The sequence below is a fragment of the Streptosporangium sandarakinum genome, assembly GCF_013409935.1.
Classification (GTDB): Bacteria; Actinomycetota; Actinomycetes; order Streptosporangiales; family Streptosporangiaceae; genus Streptosporangium; species Streptosporangium nondiastaticum.
In genome coordinates, this window is sequence record NZ_JACCCO010000001.1 from 2,733,622 (window position 1) to 2,754,081 (window position 20,460).

The window sequence follows — 20,460 nt, forward strand, 5'->3', positions numbered from 1 at the left end:
GGCGGCGCGACCGCGGGCGGTCAGGAGCGGCGCAGGCGGACCTCGCCGACCGGCCGGCCGCCGCCGTACAGCACCCCGGCAGCCAGCTCGTCGAGGTCGGCGCCGGAGAAGCCCAGCGCGCGCAGCGCCTCGACCGTGACGGGGGTCCGCGCCCGCTGGCCGCCGTCCTCGATCTTGACGGTTCCGGCGCGTCCGTCGCTGAAGGCGAACGCGTCGAACGCCTCGGCGCCGGCCTTGAGCATCAGGCCGGGCACGGCGCGCATCAGCCGGGCCTCGGCCCGCCGGGTGCCGGACGTCCACTCGGGGTGGGCGCGGAAGGCGTCGGCGATGCGCCGCTCGGGGGTGCCGGGCTCGGCCAGCACGAACGCGCGGAACGCCCGGGTCACGCCCACCATCGAGACGAAGAACAGCGGGGCGCCGCAGCCGTCCACGCCGGTGGCGGCGACGCGCTCGCCGGTCAGCTCCTCGACCACCTCGCGGATGGCCCGCTGCAGCGGGTGGGCCGGGTCGAGGTAGGTCTCCACGGGCCAGCCGTTGGCGACGCAGGTGGCGAGCATCGCGGAGTGCTTGCCGGAGCAGTTCATGTGGACGCGGGCCGGTCCGCCGCCCGACCGCAGCACCTCGTCGCGGGCGGCGTCGTCCCCGGGGAGGTCCTCCGGGCAGCGCAACGCGCTCTCGTCCAGCCCGGCCCCGGACAGGATCTTCCTGGCCCCCTCCACGTGGAACGGCTCCCCGGAGTGGCTGGCGCACGCCAGCGCGAGCAGCTCGCCCTCCAGGGCCAGGCCGTGGCGCACCATGGCCAGGGCCTGGAGCGGCTTCATCGACGAGCGCGGTGAGACCAGGGCGTCGACCGCGCCGTGCACCCTCACCGGAGACCCGTCGGCCTCGACGGCCAGCATTCGCGCCCGGTGGGTGGACTCCACGAACCCCGAGCGGACAACCTCGACAACCAACGACTCAGCAGACACCTTTGTCTCCTTTCGCGTGGATTCTAGGGTCGCCGGGTGCGCGAGATGATGGGGGGCATGCGTGCGGTGGTACAGCGGGTGAGTTCCGCTTCGGTGACTGTGGACGGCGTGACGGCCGGGGCGATCGACGAGCCCGGCCTGCTGGTGCTGGTGGGGGTGACGCACACCGACACCCCGGCCGAGGCCGCGAGGCTCGCCGCCAAGCTCTGGGGCCTGCGGATCCTGTCCGGCGAGAAGTCCTGCTCCGACGTGGGCGCGCCGCTGCTCGTGGTCAGCCAGTTCACCCTGTACGGCGACGCCCGCAAGGGCCGCCGCCCCACGTGGCAGGCCGCCGCGCCCGGTCCGGTGGCCGAGCCGCTGGTGGAGGCGGTCTGCGCCGAGCTGCGCGCGCTGGGCGCCCGGGTGGAGACCGGGGTGTTCGGCGCCGACATGAAGGTCGCCCTGGTCAACGACGGGCCCATCACCCTGGTCCTGGACGTCTGACCGGCGACCCGCCCCCTGTCCACTATGTCCGACTAACCAGATTTTACCTTCCAATCGAATATTGCGTCACTTTAGGCTTGCGTTTGGGGGATTCCGTCAGGAATTCTGTGTCGCATGCAACCTGGCGTCCCTGTCGACGAGCTGGACCGCGCGATCGTCGCGGCCCTCCAGCTGAACGGGCGGGCCCCCTGGAGCCTCGTCGCCCGCCTCGTCGGCGCGAGCGAGTCCACCGTGGTCCGCCGCGCCGCCCTGCTCGGTGAGAGCGGCATGCTCCGCGTCATCGGCGTGGTGGACGTGCTGCGGTGCGGTCTCGGCGTGCCGGTCCTCACCCGGTTCCGCTGCCGGCCCGGCACCACCTACGACGTCGCCGGCGCGATCGCGGCCCGGCCCGAGGCGCGGTTCGTGGCGGTGGTGTCCGGCGCCGCCGACTGCGTCGCCGAGCTCGTCGTGCCCGACCACGCCGCGCTCGGCCGGGTGATGGTCGCCGACGTGCCCGGCGGCGACCGGGTCATCGAGAGCGAGACGCACGCGGTCATCCGCACCTTCGTCTCCAACCACGACTGGAACCCCGGCGTCCTCGACCCGAAGGCCGCCGCCGAGCTGCGGGACGCGGCCGAGCTCCCCTTCGAGGACCGGTTCCGGGACGACTCCCCGGAGCGGCTCGACGAGCTGGAGCAGGCGATCGTCCAGGTCCTGGGCCAGGACGGGCGGATGCCGTACAAGACCCTCGCCGCGGCCGTCGGCAGCAGCGAGTCGACGGCGAAGCGGCGGGTCGAGTCGCTCGTCCGGCGGGGCTGCCTGCGGTTCCGCACGCTCGCCGAACCCGAGGTGCTCGGCTACGCCGTGGAGTTCATGCTGTGGCTGGAGGTCGAGCCCGGCCGGCTGGAGACCACGGGCCAGCAGCTCGCCGCGCACCCCCTGACCCGCTACCTGTCGGCCACCACGGGGCGCTTCAACCTCGCCGCCCAGGTGGCGCTGCGCCACTACGGCGACCTGTTCCGCTACATGACCGACGACGTCGGCTCGCTGCCCGGCCTGCGGGCCGCCGACGTCACCCTCCAGCTCACCACCTTCAAGCGCGCCTGGGTCCCCATCCCCACCGCCCTGTCGGACCGGAAGGAACCGTGACCGCCATGACCGCCCGTGTCCCCGACCCCACCGAAGCCCCCGAGCAGCAGCCCTGGCAGTGGTCCGAGCAGACCTGGCGCGGCCACGTCGACCGGGTGCGCGCCGGACGCGGCCTCACCCCCGCCTCCTGGCCCGGCGGCGCCCGGGTCGCCGTCGCGCTCTCCTTCGACTCCGACCACGAGACGATCCCGCTGCGCGAGGGCGAGACCCGGCCGGGCAAGCTCTCCCAGGGGGAGTACGGTGCCCGCGCCGGCACGCCCCGCGTCCTGCGCCTGCTGGACCGCCACGGCATCCCGGCGTCGTTCTTCATGCCGGCGGTGTCAGCGCTGCTGCACCCCGGCGAGGTGCGCGACTACGTCGCCGCAGGCCACGAGGTCGCCATGCACGGCTGGATCCACGAGCGCAACATGCTGCTCGACCCCGCCGACGAGCGGGAGCTCGCCCTCCGCGCCGCCGACACGCTGGAGCGGCTCAGTGGCACCCGCCCGGTCGGCATCCGCACCCCCTCGTGGGACTTCTCCGACCACACGCTCGCCATCACCCGCGAGCTGGGCCTGGTCTACGACTCCTCGCTGATGGCCGACGACGAGCCGTACGAGCTGCTGGCCGACGGCGAGCCGACCGGCATCGTGGAGATCCCGGTCGAGTGGATCAGGGACGACGCGCCGTACCTGATGATGGAGCGCTACGGCGCGCTCCGGCCGTACACCCCGCCGCGGGACGTCGCCGACATCTGGCGCGACGAGTTCGACGCCGCCTACGCCGAGGGCGGGCTGTTCCAGCTCACCATGCACCCCCACATCATCGGGCACCGCTCCCGGATGGCGGCGCTCACCGAGCTGCTCGACCACATCGCCGGGCACGACGGCGTCTGGTACGCCACCCACGCCGACATCGCCGAGTACGTCCTGCGGGAGTCCACGTGAGCCCCGCACCCGCCCGCCGTACGGCCGGCCCGAGCGCCCGAGAGAGCACCGAAGGAACCCCCATGAACGTCCAGACAGCCGCCGGAGCACCCGCCACGCGCCTCACCCCGGCGCAGCGCAGGGCGATCGTCGCGGGCGCGATCGGCAACACCGTCGAATGGGTGGACTGGGCCATCTACACCACGTTCGCGTCGGTGTTCTCCCGCCAGTTCTTCCCCTCCGGCAACCCCACCGCGAGCCTGCTGTCCACCCTGGTGGTCTTCGCCGTGGGCTTCCTCATGCGCCCCATCGGCGGCGCGATCCTCGGCGCGTACGGTGACCGGCACGGCCGCAAGAAGGGCATGACGCTGACCATCACGCTGATGGCGGCGGCGTCCTTCGTGATCGCGATCTGCCCCGGCTACGACACCATCGGCATCGCCGCCCCGGTCGTCCTGGTGCTCGCCCGGCTGGTCCAGGGCTTCTCCGCCGGCGGCGAGTTCGGCACCTCGTCGGCCTTCCTCATCGAGTCGGCCGCGAGCGGGCGGCGCGCGTTCGCCGGGTCCTGGCAGCAGGTCTCGGTCGGCGGCGGCGTGCTGATCGCCTCGGCGCTCGGCACCGTCCTCACCTCCTTCCTCGACGACGCCGCGCTGAGCGGCTGGGGCTGGCGCATCGCCTTCGCCGTCGGGGGCCTGCTCGGCCTGATCGGCCTGTGGCTGCGGGTCTCGGTCCCCGAGACCGAGGCGTTCGCCAAGGTCGAGGCGTCCGGCCGGACCCGCGCCAACCCGCTCACCGCGATGTTCAGGGAGCACCCGCGGGCCGCGCTCCGCGTGGCCGGCGTGACCATCGCCGGAACCCTCCTCTACTACATCTGGGTCAGCTACATGCCGACCTACGCCCACGTCGACACCGGCATCCCGCTGAACGAGGCCCTGCTCGCCAACACCATCGCGGTCGTCGTCTTCCTGATCCTGCTGCCGTTCGGCGGCCTGCTCTCCGACCGGATCGGCCGCAAGCCCACGATGACCGCCTTCGCCCTGGGCTTCCTCGTCATCGCCTGGCCGGCCTTCCACTTCCTCGACGGCGGCTTCGGGGCCCTGCTCGTCATCGAGATCATCGGCATGGTCTTCCTGGTCGGCTACTCCGCCAACTGCGCCGCCATCATGGCCGAGCAGTTCCCCGCCGAGGTCCGCACCACCGGCATCGGCCTGCCGTACGCCCTGTCCGTCGCGATCTTCGGGGGCACCGCCCCGTACGTCACCACCTGGCTCAGCTCGAACGGCTACCGCGACCAGGTGTGGCTCTACGTGGTCGCCGCGGCCCTCGTCGGCGTGATCGTCTACACCACCATGCCCGAGACCAAGGGAAAGGAGCTGACCTGATGGCCGGGCCACGTCACGTGCTCGTCACCGGAGCGGCCAGCGGCATCGGCGCCGGGATCTGCGAGCTGTTCGCCTCCGCGGAGGGAGCGCGGATCACCGCCGTCGACGTGCGGGCCGACACCCTGGCCGACCTGGCCGGACGGCTGCGCGCCGATCACGGCGCCGACGTCGGTGAGATCGTCGCCGACCTGGCCGGCGCGGACGCCGCGGCGGAACTGCTCGACCGGGCCTGGCGGGACCGCGGGCCGGTCGACGTCGTGGTCAACGCGGCGGGCATCTACCCGGCGACGCCGTTCCTGGAGATGACCGCCGCCCAGTGGGACCGGGTGCAGAACGTCAACGTGCGGGCGCCCATGCTGGTCACCGCGGCCTTCGGCCGGGCCTGCGCCGCCGCGGGCCGTACCGGCTCGGTGGTGAACATCGCCTCGGGCGCCGCGCTGCGGGCCCGCCCCGGCGCGGCGCACTACTGCACGTCGAAGGCCGCCCTGGAGATGCTCACCAAGGCCGCGGCCGTCGAACTCGGCCCGCTCGGCGTCCGGGTCAACGCGGTCAGCCCGGGATTCGTCACCGTCGACAGCGCCGCCAACCCCGTCACCGAGGAGTACGCCGACGCCGTCTCCGCCAACCCGCTGGGACGGCGCGGCCTGCCCCTCGACATCGCCCGGGCCGTGCGCTGGCTGGCCGGGCAGGAGGCCGAATGGGTGACCGGCACGGTGGTGCGGGTCGACGGCGGAGCCTCGGCGGGCACGACCGCCCTGCCGTTGCACTGGAAGGGAACGAGCGAGGTGCAGACCGCATGACAGACCGGAACACCGACACGACCGACACCGCCGACACGACCGGGGCCACGGGAGTCGCCCCGGGCGCGCCGTACACGATCGTCGGCGGCGGGGCCATCGGCGGGAGCGTCGCCTTCCACCTCGCCAGGGGCGGGCACGACGTGCTGCTCGTCGACGCCGACCCCGCGCACGTCGCCGCGGTCCGCCGCGACGGGCTGGTGCTCCGCCGGGCGACGGGCGACGAGACCGCGCGGGTCCGCGCCGCCACCCCCGAGGAGGTGGACGGCCCGCTGCGGCACGTCCTGCTGTGCGTGAAGGCCCAGGCCACCGACGGCGCGGCCGGCTGGATCGCGCCCCGGCTCGCCCCCGACGGCTTCGTCGTCTCGGTGCAGAACGGGCTCAACGAGCGGCTCATCGCCGAGCACGTCGGAGCGGACCGCGTCGTGGGCGCGTTCGTCAACCTCTTCGCCGACGTGGTGGAGCCGGGCGTCATCCGCGACGGCGGCCCCGGCGCCTTCGTGGTCGGCGAGCTGTCGGGCGAGTCCGGTCCCCGGGTCGACCGGATCGTCTCCGACCTCGCCGGGCTGGGCGCCAAGGCCACCGGGAACATCAACGGCTACCTGTGGTCCAAGCTGGGCTTCGGGATCATGCTGACCGCGACCGCGCTGGCCGACGCGCCGATGGCCGACCTGATCGACCGGCACCGCCCGCTGATGCACGCCCTGGTGGCCGAGGTGTTCGCGGTCGCCGCGCGGCTGGGCCACCGGCTGGAGCCGTTCGACGCGTTCGACCCCGCCGCCTACCTGCCCGGCGCGCCGGAGAACGTCCGCGAGGCGGCGACCGACCGGCTCACCGCCTGGCTGCGCACCCAGCCCAAGGACCGCAGCGGGATCTGGCGCGACATCGCCGTACGGCACCGCCCCGTCGAGGTGCGCGACCACTACGGGGCCGTCTTCGCCGAGGCGGACGCGGCCGGCGTCGCCACCCCGCTGGCCCGCGGCGTGCTCGCCCGCCTCACCGACGTCGAGACCGGGCGCGCCCCGATGAGCGAGGACCACCTGCGCGACCTGGAGGCCGCCCGATGAGCGCGGAAGCCGTGACGGACGCGCGGGCGCTGCACGCCTGGATCGCGGAGCACCGCGCCGACATGCTCGCCGACCTGTCGGACTACGTCTCGCTGGAGACCCCCAGCAACGACAGGGCGCTGCTCGACGCGGGCCTCACGTGGCTCGACGGCTACCTGACCACCCGGCTGGGCGCTCCCGCGGCCACCCGGCGCGTCGACGGCGGGCCGTACGGCGACATCCGGGTCAACGACTATCCCGGCCGGGGGACCGCGCCGATCCTGCTGCTCGCCCACTACGACACGGTGTGGCCGGCCGGCACCCTCGCCTCCTGGCCGTTCACCGTCGAGGGGGACCGGGCGAGCGGCCCCGGCGTCTTCGACATGAAGGCGGGGCTGGTCCAGCTCGTCTGGGCGCTGCGCGCGCTCGACGCCGCCGGGCTTCCCCGGCCGCCGCTGCGGCTGCTGCTCAACGGCGACGAGGAGATCGGCAGCCCCGCCTCCCGGCCGCTGATCGAGGAGGCGGCCGGCGACGCCGCCGCGGCGCTGGTGTTCGAGGCGAGCGTGGACGGGGCACTGAAGACCGAGCGCAAGGGCGTCGGCATCTTCCGCCTGGAGTTCACCGGGGTCGAGGCGCACGCCGGCCTCGAACCGGCCAAGGGCGCCAGCGCGATCGACGAGCTGGCGCGGGCCGTACGCCTGCTGCACGACCTCACCGACCTCGACGCCGGGACGACCATCAACGTCGGCGTCGTCTCGGGCGGCACGGGCTCCAACGTCGTCGCCGGCGCGGCCCGCGCCGAGGTGGACGTCCGCGTCGCCAGCCAGGCCGAGGCGGCCCGGGTGGACGCGGCCCTGGCCGCCCTGCGCCCGCACGACCCCCGCGCCTCGATCGAGGTCACCGGCGGGTGGAACCGTCCCGTCATGGAGCGGAGCGAGGGCACCGCCCGCCTGTTCGGGCGGGCCCGCGACGTGGCCGCCCGGCTGGGCCTCGACCTGTGCGAACGCTCGGTCGGCGGGGCCAGCGACGGCAACTTCGCCGCCGCGCTGGGCCTGCCGGTCCTCGACGGGCTCGGCGCGGTCGGCGCGGGCGCGCACGCCCGGCACGAGCACGTCAGCGTGGACGGCATGCTGGAGCGCGCCGCCCTCACCGCCGCGCTCCTGCGCACGCTGGCCTCCTGACCGGCGGCAGCCGCCTTTCCGGCGAGCCGGGACCGCCGGACGGCCCGGCCCTTTTCCGAGGCGCCGGGCCGTTCCTCAGGGGCCCGCCGCCGTCTCAGCGGATGCGGCGGCGCAGGGCGGGGTCGATGGCGACGTTGCGGCCGGCGTCCGGCGGCACGACGACCTCCTGCGCCGCGGCCACTCCCCCGGCCTGGAGCGTGGCGTCCACCGGCACGGTCCGCTTGACCATGGCCAGCGCGACCGGGCCGAGCTCGTGGTGCCGGGCGGCGCTGCCGACGAAGCCGATCTCCGCGCCGTCGTGGGTCACCGGGTCGCCGTGCCGGGGCAGGGTGTCCACGCTGCCGTCCAGGTGCAGGAAGACCAGGCGGCGCGGCGGGTGGCCGAGGTTGTGCACCCGGGCCACGGTCTCCTGGCCCCGGTAGCAGCCCTTGCTCAGGTGCAGCGCCGGGCCGATCCACCCCACCTCGTGGGGGATCGTCTTGTGGTCGGTCTCGAAGCCCAGGCGGGGGCGGTGCCCCTCGATCCGCAGCGCCTCGTAGGCCCACAGCCCGGCCAGGGCCATGCCGCCCAGCCGGTCGGTCAGCAGCGCCCGCGGCAGCAGCACGTCGCCCCCGATGACGACGGACCCCTCGGGCGGGGCGACCGGCGTCCCTTCGGCGACGGACACGACCGCGTAGTCGCCGGTCACGTCGGCGATCTCGACCCGGAGCATGAACCGCATCTTCTCCAGGAACGCGACCAGTTCGGCCGACGTGCCCGGCTCGACGTGCGCCCACACGGCCTCGCCGTCGTCGACGAGCGTCAGGTGGTGCTCCACGCGGCCCTGGGCGTCCAGGAACAGCGTCTGGGTCGGCACGCCGGGCTTGAGGTCATTGAGCTTCTGCGACGTCAGGTCGTTGAGCCAGCTCAGCCGGTCGGGCCCGGAGATCCGTACGACCTCGCGGTTGCTCCGGTCGACCATCGCCTCGCCCGCGAGGAACGCGCGCTGCTCGGCGAACGGGTCGCCGTAGTGTCCGGCGACGTCGGCGTCGGGGGCCTCGGCCGCGACCGCGCCGGGAGTGTCCAGCAGAGGGCTTCGCATGGTCCCAAGCCTACGAGCCCTCAGCGGCACTTACGGCAACGCCCGAACACCGTCAGGTGGTGGACGTTGACCGCGAACCCCATCTCCTCGTCGAACCTGGTCACGAGGTCCTGCACCAGCTCGGGCGCGACCTCGTCGATCTCGCCGCACTCGTGGCAGACCAGGTGCACGTGGTCGGCGTCGGCGGCCAGATGGTAGGTCGGGGCGCCGTGCCCGAGATGGGTGTGGGTGACCAGGCCGAGTTGTTCGAGCAGTTCGAGGGTGCGGTAGACGGTCGAGATGTTCACCCCGCGCGCGGTCTCCCGCACCTTGGCGCAGATCTCCTCGGGAGTGGCGTGCTCGGCGGCCTTGATGGCCTCCAGCACCAGCTGGCGCTGCGGGGTGACCCGGTAACCGTGCGCCCGCAGTTGCTCGTGCCACGACGTCTCGGACATGCCCAGAGTCTAGGGTCTGTTCCGCCGCGGGAGCAGCCCGCCGCGGGCTCGGCCCGGGTCACGTCCAGCGAGGTGGTGTGGAGCCGCCTCCGGGTCTCACGCCTGGACGGATCTCCAGGACTCCACGGTCGCTCCGACGATGGCCTCGATGCGGTCTCCGTACGTCGAATGACCGTCGGACACGAAGCTGCCGTCCCTGAACGGCAACCCGCAGAATGTGGCGCGGAAGTGCCGCGGAGGTCCACCGGGCGGGAGCGGTTCGTATGCCGCCAACGGTGCCATGTCGTAGCCCGACCCTACCCCGTGCCTGTTCCGCGCCACCTGATGAGCCGCTACGCGAAGCAGCGCGTCGAGACCCTTGTCCAAATAGAGCTGCATCTGCCGGAACTGGCCGTCGAGATACTTCTCATGAGCTCTGGAGGGATGCTGCAGGAGGTATGCGCAGACCACAGGCGCGTGCCACCGGTACATCTGAGGATCAGCCTGCTCCTCGGCGAGGATCGCGTGGTAATAGTCCGCGCACACGCCCAGCGGGCCGGCCACCGCACCACAGTCGCACCGAGCCGCAATGGGATCGTCTTCCATGATCTGGAACATAGGGGGTCGGCGACGGCCTCGTCGACGAGGTTTCGGCACCACCGCCCGCGGCGGGGCCGGAGTGATCGTTTCGGCAGGCGGAAAAAGGTTTGCCCGCGGCTGACCCGAGCGCATAGCTTTGGGGCACGCAGAAAGGAGGTGGTCCAGACAATGGTTGACAGTTCTTGGGCTAGCGAGGTGGCTGTCCGCTAGGACGCCGCGACTCCGGACTCTGTCCGGACGTCTCGCGACGTTCGGCGAATCCATGACGATCACCGGAACCCCGGGCTGCCGGAGGGCGGGACGCGAAGAGCCCGTCTATGGTCCATCCGGCCCCGCCGCGAACGGCGGGAGCAGGCCCGGGGTTCTTTTCTTTTCCCGGCCGCCTTGCGCGCGGCCTCCCCGGGCTCTTCTCCCCGGCGGCTCTAGCCGGCCTCCGGCACGAAGTCGGCCACCTTCTTGAGCTCGGCGGAGATGTGCGACTGGATCGGCTGTCCCACCGCGCCCATGTCGTAGGCCCACATCAGGTTGCCGTTGACCAGGCCGTAGAGGCGGTGACCCGCGGTGTACTCCTTGGCGGTGGCGGTGCGGGCGACCACGTCGGTGTGCAGCTCGATCTTGTGGAAGACGACCTCGCCGACGTAGATCTCCACGACCCCGGTGGGGTGCGTCAGGCACACCTCCAGCTGGCGGTCGGGAAGCTGCCGCCAGTAACCGGTCTCGGTGGCCAGTTCGCGGACCCGATCGCCCGCGTCGTCCAGGAGCCAGGTGCGGCTCGTGTAGGTCAGGAACGGCTTGCCGTTGTGACCGAAGACGATCTCCTGCCCGAAGTTGAAGCTCTCGATCGTCGGGTATCCGCCCACTCCGGCGCCCTCCCACCGGCCCAGGAGGAAGGCGATCGGCTCAAGGCCGGGGTGCAGTTCGGGAACGTCCATGGACACGAGCCTAAGGCCGCCCCGGTACGGCTCGCGCCCCCGGTTCCCGCCCGCATTAGGCTGCGTACCATGGCACGTTCACTGGTGATAAAGGTGACCGCCGGCGCGGACGCCCCCGAGCGCTGCAACCAGGCGTTCACGGTGGCCGCGGCGGCGCTGGCGAGCGGGGTCCCCGTCTCGCTGTGGCTGACCGGCGAGGCGTCGTGGTTCGCCCTGCCCGGCCGGGCCAAGGAGTTCTCGCTCCCGCACGCGGCCCAGCTCGGCGACCTGCTCGACGCCGTCCTCGCCGGAGGCCGGGTGACGCTGTGCACCCAGTGCGCGGCCCGGCGGGACCTGACGGCGGACGACCTGATCGACGGCGTGCGCATCGCGGGAGCCTCCACCTTCGTCGAGGAGGTCCTCGCCGAGGGCGTCCAGGCGCTGGTCTACTGAAGGGCGGCGACCCGCCGGGAGGCGGGCCGTCAGGCCTGCTGGGGGAGCACCGCCGTCAGCCGCTCCTGGCGGAGCCGGTCGTACCACGAGTCGTCGATCGGCGGGAGCTGCGCGCCGACCGCCCAGGTGAGCAGGAGGTCGGCCAGGCCCGGGTTGCGGGCGAGCGCCGGGCCGTGGAGGTAGGTGCCGACGGTCTTCCCGGCGTAGCAGCCCTCGGTGCCGTCGCCGTTGCCGGTGCCGACCGCGGTGCGCGCCAGCGGGCGGACGCCGGGCCCCAGCCGGGTGACGCCCATGTGGTTCTCGAACCCGGTGAGCATCGGGATGCCGAGCGCGGGGTCGGCCTCCCCGGCCAGCTCGCCGACCGCCCGGCCGGCGCCCCGGCCGCTGGCGATGTCCAGCAGGCCGATGCCCTGGACCGGCTGGCCCTCCTCGCCGCCGAACGTGCTGCCCATGATCTGGTAGCCCGCGCAGACCGCCAGCAGGGTCGCGCCACGCGCCACGGCCCGGTTCAGGCCGCCGTCGCGGCGCAGCCGTTCCGCGGCCAGGATCTGCGGCCGGTCCTCGCCGCCGCCGATGAGGTAGATGTCGCCGCTCTCCGGCACCGGGTCGGCCGAGCGGACGTGGATGGTCTGCACCGGGATGCCGCGGCGCTGGGCGCGCTGCTCCAGGATCAGGACGTTGCCCTGGTCGCCGTAGGTGCTCAGCAGGTCGGGGTAGATCCAGACGAGCCGCAGGATGCTGTCAGACTGCACGGTCGAACTCCGCTCGGATCTGCTGGAAGGCGGTGTAGTTGGCGATCACGTCGACCTTGCCCGGCGGCTGCGCGGCGAGCGCCTGCTCGAAGGACGCCACGAGCTGGAACGGCACGTTCGCCACGTCCAGCCGGAGCGCGAGGTCGAGCATCCGCTCCCCGGTCACGAAGACCGGCCTGCCGCGCAGTACGCGGTAGTCGACGTCCCACAGCCAGGAGGTGTCGCGGCCGTCGGGCCCCTGGGCGTTCACCGAGAGGATGACCGGCAGCGAGCGGTCGAGCACGTCGAACGCCTCCAGCCAGCCGGCGGGGTTCTTGGCCAGCAGCAGCCGGGCGCGGCGGCCGTCGCGCTCGACCGTGGTGTAGCGGCCGGCGACGGACCTGACCTCACGCAGCCGGGGCAGCGCCGCCTGGACCGGCAGGCCGAACGCCTCGGCGGTGGCAAGCGCGATCGCGGCGTTCGCCCGGTTGGCGCGGCCGGGAAGCTGGAGGTCGAGGACCCAGCGCTGCCCGCGCGGGTCGATCACCGCGTCGTCGTCGAGGAACCAGGAGGGCTGGGGCCGGCGGAAGGAGCACTCGCGGCAGGCCCAGTCGTCCTCGACCGGGCGCGGGACCATCGCCAGGGGGGCCGCGCCGGCGACGTGGCCGCCCGGCGGGGTGTAGTCGACCCCCTTGCGGTCGAGCGGGCCGCCGCACTCGGGGCAGCACCAGGAGTCCTCCTTCCAGGGCTGCCCGGCCGCCACCCAGGTCACCCGGGCGGCGGTGGAGGCGCCCCAGGCGACCAGCGGGTCGTCGGCGTTGGCGATCACGTGGGTGTTCTTGCCGGCCAGGGCCCGCCGCCACTTCTGGGCGAGCAGCCAGATCTCGCCCGCCCGGTCCATCTGGTCGCGGCTGAGGTTCATCAGGGCGATCACACCCGCGCCGGTGGCGTCGATCACCGCGGGGAGGTACTTCTCGTCGACCTCCAGCACGCCGTACGGAGCGTCCTTGGCCGACGCCAGCGCCGACACGTGCCCGGCGGGCATGTTGGCGCCGAAGGCGTTGGTGGCGACGTCGCCGAGCTCCTGGAGGGCGGAGGTGATCAGGCGGGTCGTGGTGGTCTTGCCGTTGGTCGCGCTCACCAGTGCGAGCCTGCGGTCCCGGGCGAGCTGGCTCAGCAGGTCGGGCTCCAGCGCCAGCCCGATCCGGCCGCCGATCACCGATCCGTCGCCGCGGCCGGTGGCCCGGGACAGGGTCGCGGCCGTCCGTCCGAGAGCGCTCGCGAGCTGAGCCCGCAGCGGAAGCTGTGTCATGACCTCTCCTCGCCCAGCGGCCCCGTCGCGGGACGACTCAGCATCCGGGGCTGGTCCGCCGAATCGTTCATGCCGCGATACTAGCCGGGGTTCGGCATGGTCACGGTCCGGCAACGCCCGCGAAAGGGCCGATCACGAAGGTCGCACCGTCCGTCCCGTTCGTACGGCGTGCCTGGCTCGCCCTATCACAGGGTGCCGCCTCCGAGGCGTCCGAGCCGCCCGCGCCGCCCCGGCCGCGCCGCCCGCCGTACGGCGCGCGCCGGTCAGTCGGTGAAGGCGAGTTCGACGTCCTCCGGCGCGGCGGCGTCGAACGGCAGCACGAACCGGCGCGGCCACGCCAGCACGGTCTCCAGCCACCCCGCCCCCATCGTCTGGGCGACGTGCCGGAGCCGGTCGGCGGGAGCGACGCCGATCGTCACCGTCTGGATGTCCCGCTCCACGCTCTCGCGCTCGTCGTCGCCGAGGATGACCCGCCAGGCCAGCGCTCGGTTTCGGTCGGCCTCCATGGACAGCGGGTGGTGGCGCAGCGCCCTGGCCCGATGCCCGAGCAGCTCGGCGCCGCCCGGCGGAGGCGTGACCAGCGGGTAGTCCGGGGCCGGAGCGGGCGAGCGCGGATCGGGCGCGGGCCGGTCGTGCGGGAACAGCCGGTCCACCTCGTGCAGCCAGCGGACCTGCGGGATGACCCACTCGGAGCCGGGCCGCTCCGCGCCCTCCCGTTCCGGGCCGAGCAGCCGGGTCGCGGTGGCCGCCACCCGCTCGGTCAGCTTCGCCGGGTCGGCGACGGTCCGCAGCGACCACGCCCGGGGGGCCACGGCTCGCTCCACCGCCGTGGCCAGCAGGCACTCGCGGCGCCGCAGCGGCAGCTCCGCCCACAGGTCCGCGAGGGCCCGCGGCACCCCCGGCAGCGGCCGGTCGGTGCAGAAGGCCAGCACCAGCGTGTCGGTCCAGATGCGCAGCCACGCCCACTCGGGGGCGTCGGCGAGCAGGTCGGCCTCGCGCAGCTCCACGAGCGTGCAGGCCCGGCCGGTCCGGCACTCCCGGCCGCAGGCCGCCGAGCGGCGCCCGTTGATCGGCGGCGTGTGGCCCAGGGCGCCGGGCACGGCCCGCTCGCGATCCTCCCCCAGCGGCACCCGGATCCGCAGCGGCCGGTCCATCCCGTCGGCGAAGACCGCCGCGGTCCCCGGCTGGAGGGAGACGACCTGCCGCGACTGCTCCTCGCTGAGGTTCATCGCGGCCCCGACGAGCTGCCGGTCGTCCTCGGCCGGCAGGCGGTGCACCACCTTCAGCGCGGTGTTCTTCACCACGTCGGAGACCAGCTTGGTGGGGATCTGCTCGGCCACCACGATGCCCTCGCCGTACGCGCGGATCTCGGCGAGCATGCCGGCCAGCAGCTCGACGGCGTGGGTGCTGGCCCGCCCGGCGCCGCGGTCGCGCAGCAGCCGGTGCGCCTCCTCGATCACGATGACGTGCCGCAGGCCGCTGCTCCGCTCGGTCCTGGCCCGCATCCGCAGGTGCTCCACGATCCGGATGATCAGCGTGCCCATCAGGAACGCCTTGTCCTCGTCGTTGGCGACGTCCTCGATGGCCAGCACCACGTTGCGCCGGAGCAGGTCGCCGATGTCGGCGGGGTGGCCGCCCTCGAAGAACCGGCCCGCCGAGCCGACCCGCAGCGACCGCAGCCGCAGCGAGATGAACCCCTCGACGTCGGCCTGGACCTCCCGGCCGTAGCCGATCTCCTGGATGACGTCCATGGCGTGCTGCTGGAGCTGCGCGAGGGTCGGCACGGCCGGCCGTACGGCGGCGCCGGGCGCGGCCCAGCCGGTCACCACGTCCCAGCCGTTGGCCTCGTAGACCCGCTGCAGGGCCAGCGACATGATCTGCGGGAACGGCTCCTCGGCGTCGAAGGCGGCCATGAACAGCGCCCGCACCATGTCGATGTGCGCCTGGACCGGGTAGCCCGGCTCGGGCGCGAGCGGGTTGACGCTGAACGGCACCGCCTCGGGGGCAGACGGGTTGATCACCGTCACCGGGGCGAGGTGCTCGACCCGGCCGCCCATCGCGGCGTACTCGGACTTGGCGGGCTCGATGGCCAGCCACGGGATGCCCGCGCCGGTGAGCTGCTCCAGCAGGTGCCGGACGGTCTGCGACTTGCCGGAGCCGGTGGCGCCGGTGACGAAGGCGTGCCGGTTGAGGGTGGCGAGCGGCACCCGGAACGAGCCGACCGCCCGGTTCTGGCCGTCCAGGATCGACCCGAGCTCGACGGTCCCGGCCCCGGAGGCGGCCTCCGCCTCGCTGGTGACGTCGAAGAAGCCCGCGTCGAGCACCCGGACCCCCGGCACCTCCCGGCGCGGCAGCCCGGCGAGCGCCGCCAGCGCCCCCGCGGTCGCGGCGAACGGCGCGGCGCTGCCGTCGGCCGGGTCCTGCAGGGTGACCGACAGCGCCTCGGCGAAGCCGTACACCGGGCCGGACAGGGCGCTGCGCAGCCGGTAGGGGTGGTGGCTCATCTCGGCCGAGCCGACCAGGACCGGCGCGATCTGCCGCAGCTCCTCGGGCCCGGCGGCCCCGGCCAGCACCCGCACGCTCCACAGCCCGGCCTCGCGGAAGGCGTCCAGCTCCTGCATGCGCCGCTCGGCGCGTTCGGCGTCGTAGCGGGAGCGCTCGGAGGCGTCGCCGTACTGACGCAGCACGTTGAGCTGGGTCCGCAGGTGCGCCACCTCGGCGTCCAGCAGGTCGGTCCGCTCGGCCACCACCAGCCAGGCGAACGGCCGCGACATGAGCGTGACCAGCGTGGACTCGAACAGCGTGGGCCGCCTGACCTCGTCGGCGTCCGGTTCGCGGCGCCCGCCGAGCGGCGGGGCCTGCCGGCCGGGGCAGGCGGTCCAGGCGAGGTCCGCCAGGTCGCGCAGCCACTCGTCGCCGATCCGCACGCCCCTGGCCCCGGCGGGGAACAGCAGCGGCTCCGAGGCGGCCGGGACCGGATCGGTCTCGGCCGTCATGTCGGCCGCCCGGCGCGGCGGGCGCGGCGGGGTCAGCGGCCCGGCGTTGGTGACGAGCTCCAGCGGGGCGCCGGAGCCGCGCGACAGCCAGCCGACCACGAACGGCCGGTTGCGCTGCGCGGCCGACAGCACGGCCGGCAGGACCGTGACGAAGTCCCACTCCGCCGACGAGCTGCGGGACGGCGCGGTGATCGCCTGAATCCGGTACCAGGGGCCGGTCAGGCCGCCGGCGGGAAGGGACACGCTTGGCTGCATCTGTTGGTCTCCACCCGGGGGACCCGGCTCGACGCCGGGGTGTTGACGCGTCATGGGCGGCCCCGCCGTACCGGCCGGTGCGGGCCGGGAGGCGGACCACCCCGGCGACCAGGGTCGGACCTCCACGGTGGAGGACACCCGCCTGCTGACCATCCCCTTACCGGAAAAGAACGCTTCATTGACGCGTGCGCCAGTCGAGCCGGGCCGGCGGAGGGCCCAGGTTGGGCGGCGCGTCGGCGAACGGACCCGGCGCGGGGACCTCCGGCTCCTCCTCCCGCCGTCCGCGCTCCAGCACGGCCTCCTTGATCTCCTCGAACTCCCCCAGCGTCGTCTTGGGGAAGGTGAGGATCGCGGGGTTGGCGTCGGCGAGGCGGACCCGGCGGCCGTGGGCGGTGGCGTCGGTGACGATCACCGAGGTGGTGGGGAGCTGCTGCAGCTCGTGCGGCTCGACGAGGAACTCCCTGGAGCGGTGCAGCACCCGCTCGGTCTCGCCCATCGCCTCGGTCGCGCGGCGGCCCCACTCGGTGGAGGAGGTGATGTCCTCCTTGAGGTCGGGGCGGCCGGCGTCGCGGTCGTCGCCGTCGTCGGTGTGGCCGACGGTGGAGACGTAGCCGCCGTCCATCCCGGCCCCGGCGGCGCTGATCGTCTCGGTGAGCTGGGCCAGCTCCAGGCGGTGCTCGGTGCCGACGTGCTCGCTGGCCACCCGGGCGTCCTCGGCGTTGCCCAGCCGCATGAACGTCACCGCCGCGTGCCCCCGGCCGAGCCGCTCCCGCACGGTCGGGGTGAGTGACCGGTAGGTCAGCACCAGCCCGGTCCTGGACGTCTCGCAGGCGTCCATCAGCCGGTCCAGGACGTCGCCGCGGAGCTTGTCGGCGCCCGCGACGACGATCGTGTGGTACCAGGGCCGCTCGGAGGCGGGCGACTGGCGCAGGATGTGGGTGAGGGCCGTGGCGACGTACGTCCCGAGGACCCGGTTGCCGAACACACCCGCCTGGCGGTCCATCGACACCACGCGCAGCCGCGCGGGCGGCAGCCGTACGGCCTCGGAGCCGAGCGTCTCCAGCTTGCGCAGCTGCGACTCCAGCGCCCAGGCCCGCTCGATGACCACCCGGTCGCTGACGCCCCGGCCGAACAGCGTGCCGATGCGCTCCAGCTGGGTGGCGGTGATCAGGCCGAGCCTGAGGTCCTCGCGGGGGTCGCCGACCTGGGCCAGCGCCCGCAGCGCGGCGGTGACCTGGTTGATCGTGGCGTTCTCACCGAGGACCTCAAGGACCCGCTCCAGGATCGCGTTGTCGAACGACAGGTCGCGGGTGGTGCGGTGCTCCTCGCTGACGCTCACCACGTGCGCGAGCACGTCGGCGAACGCCTCGGGTGCGAGCGTCGCGCCGAGGTCGAGCCGGGGCAGGTCCACCGGGAGCACCCACACCAGCGGGTCGTCGCCGCCGCGGCGGGCCAGCTCGATCAGGTCCTTGGCGACCGCGCCCTCCGACAGGTCGAGGACGGTCAGGTGGCCGCCGCTGTAGAGGCGGGTCGCGCCGAGCAGGGTGATCAGCGCCGACCAGCCGGCCAGCGTGCCCCCGGCGACGTCGATCCGGTCGAGCTCGTCCGGCACGGTCACGGCGTACCAGGTGAGCTGGCGGTCGTGGCGCTCCTTCTTCTCGGCCCACTCCCGGTAGCGGGCGGCGTGCTCCTCCTGGGCGCGGTGCAGGCTCCTGTCACGTTCCCGGCGCAGCCGGTCACCGGCCTCCTCGTGCTCGCGGATGCGGTGGCGGACCGCCCTGCCGCCCTGGTGGATGGAGTAGCTGCAGAACACCGCCACCCCGCAGGTCGCGACCAGCCCGGCGACCGCGAACGACCAGCTCAGCAGGTGGCTGACGCCGAGGACGAGGATGAGCGCGGCGAGCACGCCCATGAACGCGCGGAAGGTCCGCATCGGCCGGTTCAGCAGGTTCTCGTTGAGCCGCTCCCGGCGCGCCCACTCGGGGTCGATCTTCGGCAGGTCGGCCGCGACGGTCTCGTCGGCGGGGGACGGACGTCTGGGCGCGGGACCCGGGTCGGGGTGAAGCAGGGCATACTGCCAGCCCAGGTAGATCCGGTCCGCCTGGAGCTGCGCGTGCTCGGGATGCACGTCCGCCACGGAACCTCCGCCATAGGACCCTCGCCGCCTCGGTGACAGCGTAGGAGCTGGATCTCCGTTCCGGGCGGCGTTCCCACCAATCTGCTGTATTTTCCGTTGGTTATCCAGTGCTGGTGGGACCTGTGTGTCGAACGACAGGAAGATCAGCGATTACCATCCTGTGCCATGACGTCTCCCCCCGGCGGCGCGGCGACCCGACGGCGTCGCCCGGTCGCGGTGCCGGTCGCCGCGCTCGTCGCGGCCGCCGGCCTGGGGATCACCGCGGCCCTCGGCGGCCTCGACGAGGCGCCCGACGACCCGCCCAGGCGGCTGGGGCCCGGCGCCGTCCTCGACCAGGGGGAGTTCACCACGAGGTTCGTGGAGTCCCGCGCCACCACCCGGCCCGGCCGGTACGGCGGGCCGGACAAGCGGTACCTGGAGATCGTGTTCCAGGTGACCAACAAGGGGGACGAGACCACCGGCGTGGGGGCGCCGGGGCAGGGCGGGAAGCCCGGCTACTTCTTCGCCGGGTCCCTGCTGAGGATGACCCCGGAGATCAGGAGCGACTTCGGCCCCGACGTGTTCGTCCAGGCCGACGGCGTGCCCGGCAAGCAGCTGCATCCGGGGATGGAGTCCACCGTCGTGGTGCGGTACGAGCTGCCCGAGGGGCGGCGCCCGCCCGGGCAGGTGCGGCTCGACGTCGGCACCTTCGAGCACCCCGAGGGGTTCACCCAGGAGATCGGCTGGCTCCTGGCCAAGGACGACGACGGGCCCCCGGTCGTCGCCGCGCAGGTCACCCTGCCCGTCCGGCGGAAGGCGGCCGGGTGATGGCCAGGTCGGCCCCCGGCCGGTGGCGCAGGCTGGGCGGTCTGCTCACCGGGGCGGTCCTCGCCACGGCGGCGGTCGCCGCCCAGTCGTTCGCCTTCTCCCGCGACGACTACAGCGGCCCCCTCACCTGGACCGGCGGCCTCGGGGAGACGGTCACCGCCTCGCGGATATCGGTGCGGGCGGAGGGGGTCCACGCCGCCAGGGCCATCGAGGCCGGCACGTCCCCGGGCACCTCGTCCGGCACGGGACAGCGGGCCACCACCAAGGGGATCTTCCTCGTCGTCGACCTGGCCGCGACGTCCACCCGCGTCCCGCAGCGGATCGCCCCGCCGGTCCTCCTGACGGAGAGCGGACGCCGGTACGCCGCCACCGACAAGGTGAACGGCGACCTGACCATCACGGGCCCCTTCATCCAGTGGGGCTGGTGGGTGAGGAAGGCCGCGGTCTTCGAGGTCCCGCCCGCCGAGCTGGCCGGGGCCCGGATCGTGGTGCATCCGCAGGAGGGGAACGGAGGGCTGATCGAGCCCTCCGCCCCCGAGGTGGAGATCGACCTCGGGCTGGACGAGGCCGCCGCGGCGCGCCTGGTCTCCACGGCGAAGGACGTCCACACACTGGCGGGCAAGCCGTGACGGCACCCCCCGGCGGCCGGGACTCCGGCGGCTGGTTCACCCCGCGCGCCCAGGACGCCCCTCCCCACGGCCCCCGGTCCGCGGCGCCGGTCCCCGGGCGGGGAACGGCGTCCCCCGGCCCTGTGACGCCCGCGCCGGCTCCCCGTCCGAGCGGCCCCGGGACGGCTCCGGCTCCCCGTCCAGGCGGTTCCGAACCGGCTCCGGCTCCCCATCCGGGCCACCCCGGACCGGCTCCGGCGCCCCAC

The 20,460-nt window shown here is 73.9% G+C and carries 19 protein-coding genes; 10 read left to right on the forward strand and 9 right to left on the reverse strand.

From position 1 onward, the window contains the following. Nucleotides 1–20: 20 nt before the first annotated feature. A complete protein-coding gene (locus tag HDA43_RS12085) occupies nucleotides 21–953 on the reverse strand; it encodes an asparaginase (protein ID WP_218911691.1) in 933 nt (310 codons plus the stop codon). Nucleotides 954–1,025: 72 nt separating this feature from the next. On the opposite strand from HDA43_RS12085, the gene dtd reads away from it, so the two are divergent. The 7 genes from dtd to HDA43_RS12120 all read left to right on the forward strand — a co-directional run bounded on the left by dtd (nucleotide 1,026) and on the right by HDA43_RS12120 (nucleotide 7,890). Beyond that, the gene (gene dtd / locus HDA43_RS12090) at nucleotides 1,026–1,451 is read left to right on the forward strand and encodes a D-aminoacyl-tRNA deacylase (protein WP_179819868.1); all 426 of its coding nucleotides are present in this window, start codon (nucleotides 1,026–1,028) and stop codon (nucleotides 1,449–1,451) included. A 114-nt stretch (nucleotides 1,452–1,565) separates the two neighbouring features. Then, nucleotides 1,566–2,579, forward strand: a complete 1,014-nt coding sequence (locus HDA43_RS12095; RefSeq protein ID WP_179819871.1) for an Lrp/AsnC family transcriptional regulator — start codon at nucleotides 1,566–1,568, stop codon at nucleotides 2,577–2,579. Nucleotides 2,580–2,584: 5 nt separating this feature from the next. Further along, nucleotides 2,585–3,505 carry a polysaccharide deacetylase family protein gene (locus HDA43_RS12100; RefSeq protein WP_179819873.1) on the forward strand — a complete coding sequence of 307 codons (921 nt, stop codon included), beginning with the start codon at nucleotides 2,585–2,587 and terminating at the stop codon, nucleotides 3,503–3,505. A 62-nt stretch (nucleotides 3,506–3,567) separates the two neighbouring features. Then, complete coding sequence (locus HDA43_RS12105) at nucleotides 3,568–4,866, forward strand: MFS transporter (protein WP_179819875.1); 1,299 nt, start codon at nucleotides 3,568–3,570, stop codon at nucleotides 4,864–4,866. Continuing rightward, nucleotides 4,866–5,666, forward strand: coding sequence for an SDR family NAD(P)-dependent oxidoreductase (locus HDA43_RS12110; protein ID WP_179819878.1), 801 nt, complete (start codon nucleotides 4,866–4,868; stop codon nucleotides 5,664–5,666). The genes HDA43_RS12105 and HDA43_RS12110 overlap by 1 nt, the downstream gene beginning before the upstream one ends. Continuing rightward, entirely contained in the window at nucleotides 5,663–6,730 is a 1,068-nt protein-coding gene (locus tag HDA43_RS12115) for a ketopantoate reductase family protein (protein WP_179819880.1), read from the forward strand. The genes HDA43_RS12110 and HDA43_RS12115 overlap by 4 nt, the downstream gene beginning before the upstream one ends. Continuing rightward, nucleotides 6,727–7,890, forward strand: coding sequence for a M20 family metallopeptidase (locus HDA43_RS12120; RefSeq protein WP_179819883.1), 1,164 nt, complete (start codon nucleotides 6,727–6,729; stop codon nucleotides 7,888–7,890). The genes HDA43_RS12115 and HDA43_RS12120 overlap by 4 nt, the downstream gene beginning before the upstream one ends. Nucleotides 7,891–7,984: 94 nt before the next feature. Here the strand turns inward: HDA43_RS12120 and ygfZ are convergent, their stop codons facing one another. From ygfZ to HDA43_RS12140, 4 genes are all read right to left on the reverse strand, one after another. Further along, nucleotides 7,985–8,971 carry a CAF17-like 4Fe-4S cluster assembly/insertion protein YgfZ gene (ygfZ, locus tag HDA43_RS12125; protein ID WP_179819885.1) on the reverse strand — a complete coding sequence of 329 codons (987 nt, stop codon included), beginning with the start codon at nucleotides 8,969–8,971 and terminating at the stop codon, nucleotides 7,985–7,987. Between the two features lie 20 nt (nucleotides 8,972–8,991). Beyond that, nucleotides 8,992–9,405, reverse strand: a complete 414-nt coding sequence (locus HDA43_RS12130) for a Fur family transcriptional regulator (protein WP_179819887.1) — start codon at nucleotides 9,403–9,405, stop codon at nucleotides 8,992–8,994. Nucleotides 9,406–9,501: 96 nt separating this feature from the next. Next, the gene (locus tag HDA43_RS12135) at nucleotides 9,502–9,990 is read right to left on the reverse strand and encodes a DUF5946 family protein (RefSeq protein ID WP_179819890.1); all 489 of its coding nucleotides are present in this window, start codon (nucleotides 9,988–9,990) and stop codon (nucleotides 9,502–9,504) included. 416 nt (nucleotides 9,991–10,406) lie between these two features. Next, complete coding sequence (locus HDA43_RS12140; RefSeq protein ID WP_179819892.1) at nucleotides 10,407–10,916, reverse strand: heme-binding beta-barrel domain-containing protein; 510 nt, start codon at nucleotides 10,914–10,916, stop codon at nucleotides 10,407–10,409. 69 nt (nucleotides 10,917–10,985) lie between these two features. Between HDA43_RS12140 and HDA43_RS12145 the strand changes: the two genes are divergently transcribed. Next, nucleotides 10,986–11,348, forward strand: coding sequence for a DsrE family protein (locus tag HDA43_RS12145; RefSeq protein WP_179819894.1), 363 nt, complete (start codon nucleotides 10,986–10,988; stop codon nucleotides 11,346–11,348). A 29-nt stretch (nucleotides 11,349–11,377) separates the two neighbouring features. Here HDA43_RS12145 and HDA43_RS12150 read toward each other — a convergent pair whose 3' ends face one another. The 4 genes from HDA43_RS12150 to HDA43_RS12165 all read right to left on the reverse strand — a co-directional run bounded on the left by HDA43_RS12150 (nucleotide 11,378) and on the right by HDA43_RS12165 (nucleotide 18,779). After that, a complete protein-coding gene (locus HDA43_RS12150) occupies nucleotides 11,378–12,100 on the reverse strand; it encodes a type 1 glutamine amidotransferase (RefSeq protein WP_179819897.1) in 723 nt (240 codons plus the stop codon). Further along, on the reverse strand, nucleotides 12,090–13,391 hold the full coding sequence (locus HDA43_RS12155; protein WP_179819900.1) for a MurT ligase domain-containing protein: 1,302 nt from the start codon (nucleotides 13,389–13,391) through the stop codon (nucleotides 12,090–12,092). Before HDA43_RS12155 ends, HDA43_RS12150 begins: the two co-directional genes overlap by 11 nt. Nucleotides 13,392–13,654: 263 nt before the next feature. Further along, nucleotides 13,655–16,642, reverse strand: a complete 2,988-nt coding sequence (locus tag HDA43_RS12160) for an ATP-binding protein (RefSeq protein ID WP_179819902.1) — start codon at nucleotides 16,640–16,642, stop codon at nucleotides 13,655–13,657. Between the two features lie 175 nt (nucleotides 16,643–16,817). Beyond that, on the reverse strand, nucleotides 16,818–18,779 hold the full coding sequence (locus HDA43_RS12165) for a hypothetical protein (protein ID WP_179819905.1): 1,962 nt from the start codon (nucleotides 18,777–18,779) through the stop codon (nucleotides 16,818–16,820). A gap of 165 nt (nucleotides 18,780–18,944) precedes the next feature. On the opposite strand from HDA43_RS12165, the gene HDA43_RS12170 reads away from it, so the two are divergent. Both HDA43_RS12170 and HDA43_RS12175 read left to right on the forward strand, forming a co-directional pair. Next, nucleotides 18,945–19,586, forward strand: coding sequence for a hypothetical protein (locus HDA43_RS12170; protein ID WP_179819907.1), 642 nt, complete (start codon nucleotides 18,945–18,947; stop codon nucleotides 19,584–19,586). Continuing rightward, nucleotides 19,586–20,215 (forward strand): hypothetical protein, encoded by a 630-nt coding sequence (locus HDA43_RS12175; protein WP_179819909.1) that lies wholly within the window; start codon nucleotides 19,586–19,588, stop codon nucleotides 20,213–20,215. Before HDA43_RS12170 ends, HDA43_RS12175 begins: the two co-directional genes overlap by 1 nt. The last annotated feature ends 245 nt before the right edge of the window (nucleotides 20,216–20,460 follow it).

What these genes read in the sequence shown, in the direction of transcription:
- HDA43_RS12145 (WP_179819894.1), top strand. Translation starts at nt 10,986, where the DNA reads ATGGCACGTTCACTGGTGATAAAGGTGACCGCCGGCGCGGACGCCCCC.
- HDA43_RS12135 (WP_179819890.1), bottom strand. Translation starts at nt 9,990, where the DNA reads ATGGAAGACGATCCCATTGCGGCTCGGTGCGACTGTGGTGCGGTGGCC.
- HDA43_RS12100 (WP_179819873.1), top strand. Translation starts at nt 2,585, where the DNA reads ATGACCGCCCGTGTCCCCGACCCCACCGAAGCCCCCGAGCAGCAGCCC.
- HDA43_RS12095 (WP_179819871.1), top strand. Translation starts at nt 1,566, where the DNA reads ATGCAACCTGGCGTCCCTGTCGACGAGCTGGACCGCGCGATCGTCGCG.
- HDA43_RS12175 (WP_179819909.1), top strand. Translation starts at nt 19,586, where the DNA reads ATGGCCAGGTCGGCCCCCGGCCGGTGGCGCAGGCTGGGCGGTCTGCTC.
- HDA43_RS12140 (WP_179819892.1), bottom strand. Translation starts at nt 10,916, where the DNA reads ATGGACGTTCCCGAACTGCACCCCGGCCTTGAGCCGATCGCCTTCCTC.
- dtd (WP_179819868.1), top strand. Translation starts at nt 1,026, where the DNA reads ATGCGTGCGGTGGTACAGCGGGTGAGTTCCGCTTCGGTGACTGTGGAC.
- ygfZ (WP_179819885.1), bottom strand. Translation starts at nt 8,971, where the DNA reads ATGCGAAGCCCTCTGCTGGACACTCCCGGCGCGGTCGCGGCCGAGGCC.
- HDA43_RS12160 (WP_179819902.1), bottom strand. Translation starts at nt 16,642, where the DNA reads ATGCAGCCAAGCGTGTCCCTTCCCGCCGGCGGCCTGACCGGCCCCTGG.
- HDA43_RS12170 (WP_179819907.1), top strand. Translation starts at nt 18,945, where the DNA reads ATGACGTCTCCCCCCGGCGGCGCGGCGACCCGACGGCGTCGCCCGGTC.
- HDA43_RS12155 (WP_179819900.1), bottom strand. Translation starts at nt 13,391, where the DNA reads ATGACACAGCTTCCGCTGCGGGCTCAGCTCGCGAGCGCTCTCGGACGG.
- HDA43_RS12130 (WP_179819887.1), bottom strand. Translation starts at nt 9,405, where the DNA reads ATGTCCGAGACGTCGTGGCACGAGCAACTGCGGGCGCACGGTTACCGG.
- HDA43_RS12105 (WP_179819875.1), top strand. Translation starts at nt 3,568, where the DNA reads ATGAACGTCCAGACAGCCGCCGGAGCACCCGCCACGCGCCTCACCCCG.
- HDA43_RS12120 (WP_179819883.1), top strand. Translation starts at nt 6,727, where the DNA reads ATGAGCGCGGAAGCCGTGACGGACGCGCGGGCGCTGCACGCCTGGATC.
- HDA43_RS12115 (WP_179819880.1), top strand. Translation starts at nt 5,663, where the DNA reads ATGACAGACCGGAACACCGACACGACCGACACCGCCGACACGACCGGG.
- HDA43_RS12110 (WP_179819878.1), top strand. Translation starts at nt 4,866, where the DNA reads ATGGCCGGGCCACGTCACGTGCTCGTCACCGGAGCGGCCAGCGGCATC.